Annotated in this window: 5 protein-coding genes; all 5 read left to right on the top strand. The window is 37.3% G+C overall.

The window, feature by feature from the left end; translation table 11 throughout:
• Positions 1-210 precede the first annotated feature (210 nt).
• Positions 211-477, top strand: a complete 267-nt coding sequence (gene traL / locus QI155_RS10890) for a type IV conjugative transfer system protein TraL (protein ID WP_281321664.1) — start codon at positions 211-213, stop codon at positions 475-477.
• 39 nt (positions 478-516) lie between these two features.
• Complete coding sequence (locus tag QI155_RS10895; RefSeq protein ID WP_281321665.1) at positions 517-681, top strand: hypothetical protein; 165 nt, start codon at positions 517-519, stop codon at positions 679-681.
• Complete coding sequence (locus QI155_RS10900; RefSeq protein WP_281321666.1) at positions 672-1,238, top strand: type IV conjugative transfer system protein TraE; 567 nt, start codon at positions 672-674, stop codon at positions 1,236-1,238. Before QI155_RS10895 ends, QI155_RS10900 begins: the two co-directional genes overlap by 10 nt.
• Positions 1,239-1,241: 3 nt before the next feature.
• Positions 1,242-2,519, top strand: a complete 1,278-nt coding sequence (locus QI155_RS10905; RefSeq protein WP_281321667.1) for a type-F conjugative transfer system secretin TraK — start codon at positions 1,242-1,244, stop codon at positions 2,517-2,519.
• A 2-nt stretch (positions 2,520-2,521) separates the two neighbouring features.
• The coding region (locus QI155_RS10910) for a TraB/VirB10 family protein (protein WP_281321668.1) at positions 2,522-3,696 on the top strand (1,175 nt) is incomplete at its 3' end.

Below are 3,696 nucleotides of genomic sequence, written 5' to 3' on the forward strand. Positions count from 1 at the left end.
CTGCTATAGTGCTTGGTGCAGTAAACGCAATAGGCGGCAGAGTTATGTCAGCAGTTCCATGTGTGCTTGGTGGAGCAGCTATTTTAAAAGCAGATGCTATTACAACATCTTTAGGGTTGCTTTTTTAGTTTTTTTAGGGCAGAGAAATTTCTCTGCCCTAAAATCCATTTTTTGATACATCCATGTACCCTATATATAGAGGAGTGAAATATGAGATTTAGAGTTCCGCAATATTTACACAAACCACATCAGGTGTTGTTTATGGATGCAGATGAGTTTGCACTGGTTATAACACTATTCTTCTTTGCCTTAATATTTGGTTATATTTTCTGGGTTTTATTATTGGTTTTACCTTACTTTTACTTTAAGGGCAAGAAAAAATATCCAAGAGGATTTTTGAAGCATTTTCTATACAGATTGGGAATTATTCAGTTTAAAGGTGCACCTTCTTACTTTGAGCAGAAATTTAATGAGTAATATATTTTTTGAATTCTATGAATGCAAAAAGGAGAAAGTATGCAAAAAAGACATAGCATAATGGTTACTGAGGAAATATATAAAGAAATAAAAAAGATTAAAGCAAAGCTATTAATAAACGAAAATATGGAAATTAAGAACCTCGGTGAGGTTATCAAATATATAGTTGAATATTATAGAAAAGGGGGTAACAGGTGGAAATAAAAAAATACTTTGAAGAGAAAGCAAATTATCTTTATGGTGCAAAACTACTTAAATTTACTGTTGTTATTCTTGTGGCTCTTTTGATTATAAACAGCTTTGTTACCTATACAATGATAAAAAATCAGAGAACAATTCTTGTTCCACCATCAATAAGTACTCAGGCATATGTATCTGGCTCTGATGCTTCTGAGGAATATCTCAAGGCAATGGCAAGATATGTGTCTGCTCTTGTTTTAAATTACAACCCTACTGTTGCAAGGGCTCAATTTAATGACTTTTTAAAATTAGTATCTCCTTCAACCTTTCCTTCCTATAAAGATGCATTCTATACTCTTGCAGACAAAATAGAGACAGGACAGGTATCATCTGCTTTTTACATTACGCAGATAAAGGTAAATAAAAAAGAAGGCAATATGATACTAACAGGACTCCTTAACCAATGGACACAGGACAAGCAGTTTATAACCAATGAGTCAAAGCAATATATCATTAAATACAAAATTAATGATGGAATGTTTAGCGTAATAGAATTTAAAGAATACAAACAGGGGGAGTAATAAATGCTAAAAAGGAGTGTAAAAAGACTAATTGCAGGAATGCTTATTAGTGGGTTTTTAATAACAACTGTTTTTGCTAAAGAGGGTGATTTGTGGCAGACAACAGGTAATGCAACTGTAAGAAAAGAGGCAACTGCAAACTCTGAAGTAGTTTCATATTTAAAACAGGGAGTTGTTTTGCAAGAAATTGAGCAGCAGGGTAACTGGATAAAGATAAAAAGTCAGAAAACAGATACAACAGGGTGGGTTCACAAATCTCTTCTTGCTCCTGTAACAAAGGAACTTTCCACAGGTTGCCAGGGAGTGCAGGGGTTCTCTGCGGTATGCCCTGTTCAGAAAGAGGTAAAAATTCCACAGGGCTTGGCAGTTAATGCTCCTGTGGCACAGATGGGAAACCTGAAGACAAATCAAATACCTGCAATGCCTCAACAGGCACCACAGGCGGTTATTCCTTCCTTGCCTCAGAATGTTCCTATGCCTCAATCTGTAGCAACACCTGAAAAAGCATCAGGACAACCTGTAATCAGTAGCGTATCGGCAGAAAAACTTATATCAGGAGATTCTCTTGCTTCAGAGCAGTTTACTTTTGAATCAAGGCATGATACTCTTGCAGGAAACAGTTACATAGTAAGTCCTGAAAAAACAACAATGGTAAAAATGTCTTCTTCGGATGTAAACAGAATAGTTTGCTCTGTTGATATAAAAGATGTAGTTTACTCAGAAGAAAAGGGAGTGCAGGTGAAAATAAGTGGTAAAAATGCTTTCGTAAAATTTCTTGTAAAAAAACTTGGGGGTAAAGAAACTTATTCAACCATTCCTGCAGATATGTATGTTGTTTGTGGAGATAAAGTATATAACATAATTGCTATGCCTGAAAGAATTCCTTCAGTAAATGTTTATCTTGAAGATAAAGAACAGAAGATTAAAGAAGTTCTTGAAAAGAATGTAACGATGCCTTATGAAAGAAAAATAATTAACTATGTAAAAGATTTTATGTCAGGCAAAATTCCGCCAGAGGCTACATACAATTCGGTAGAAAAAGAATACAAAATATATCAGGATGTGGAAGTTAGAGAAAAAGGTGATTATGTAATAGAGGGAGAAGGGTTTACTGTAAGGGTATTTCATATAACAAGTAAGAAACAGGGAATTGAGATAAGAGAAAAAGATTTTCTTAAAAAAGAAATTACTCAGAATCCACTTGCAATTAGTCTTGATAAACTCAAATTAAATCAGGGAGACAAAGCAATTTTACTGATTATAGAGAAAACAAGGGGGTAAAAATGACAGAAGAAAAGAAAAAACAGTCAAACCAAATGTTTCAACGAATAATAGAGTCAATTAAAAATGCTTTTAATGCATTACCACCTGAGCAGAAAAGAAAGGTAGTAATAGGATTACTTGCATTAGGTATTGTGGTGATCTCTGTTATAGGATACTACTGGTCAAAAAGTGGTGAAAGACCTCAACAGCAGAAAGAAGTGACAAAACAGGAAGAGATAAAGATTGACCCAGGGGTGTTACAGAAGACTCAGTATGCAGAAAGCCAGAAAAAACTGAAAGAACTTGAAGAACAGGTAAGGCTCATGCAGGAAGAAAAGCAGAAGGCAGAAGAAGAGGCTAAACGTAAAGCAGAGGAAGAAAAAGCCAAAAAAGAACAAGAAGAGAAGCAAAAATTAACTAAAGCACAAATGCCACAGGTAACTCCTCCACCACCTGTGCCTGCAGGACAGATGCCTATGCCACAGGCACAACCAGGGGTATTTTATCCTCCTGCACCTGTGCAGGAAAAACCTGAAGTAATAGGTGGAATAGGTATGGTAAGTCAACAGGTGCAGGCAAAACAGGAAAATGCAAAGGATCAATCTGCAAAAAAAAAGTACTATTTACCAACTTCTTTTATGGAGGCGACCCTTCTTTCAGGCTTGGATGCACCAGCGGTAGCAAAGGGGGAGGGCAATCCAATGCCGGCACTGTTCAGAGTGAAAGCTCCGGCGGTGCTTCCAAATCAGGTGAAAGCAAACCTCAAGGGATGCTTCGTGATAGCGGAAGGACTGGGCAACCTGGCGGACGAACGGGCACATCTAAGACTGGTGTCACTCAGTTGTATAGATAGAAAGGGCAATGCAGTGATAGACCAGAAAATAAAAGGCTTTGTAGTGGATAGTGATGGTAAAATCGGACTTCGTGGAAGGGTGGTATCAAAAATGGGAGCTCACATAGTGAGATCTCTAATTGCAGGATTCTTCGGTGGACTTGGTCAGGTGGCAGGCACTCAGGCATACACATACAACATAACAGGCTCAGGAACAATATCTACGCTTGATACGGGCAAAATGGCACAGGCAGCAGTTGGTGCAGGAATACAGCAGGCAGCTCAGAACATACAGAAGTTTTATCTTGACCTTGCTCAACAGACAATTCCAATTATAGAAATTCAGGCAACAAGAAATGTGAC

Source organism: Thermodesulfovibrio sp. 1176 (genome assembly GCF_029946585.1).
Lineage (GTDB): Bacteria > Nitrospirota > Thermodesulfovibrionia > Thermodesulfovibrionales > Thermodesulfovibrionaceae > Thermodesulfovibrio.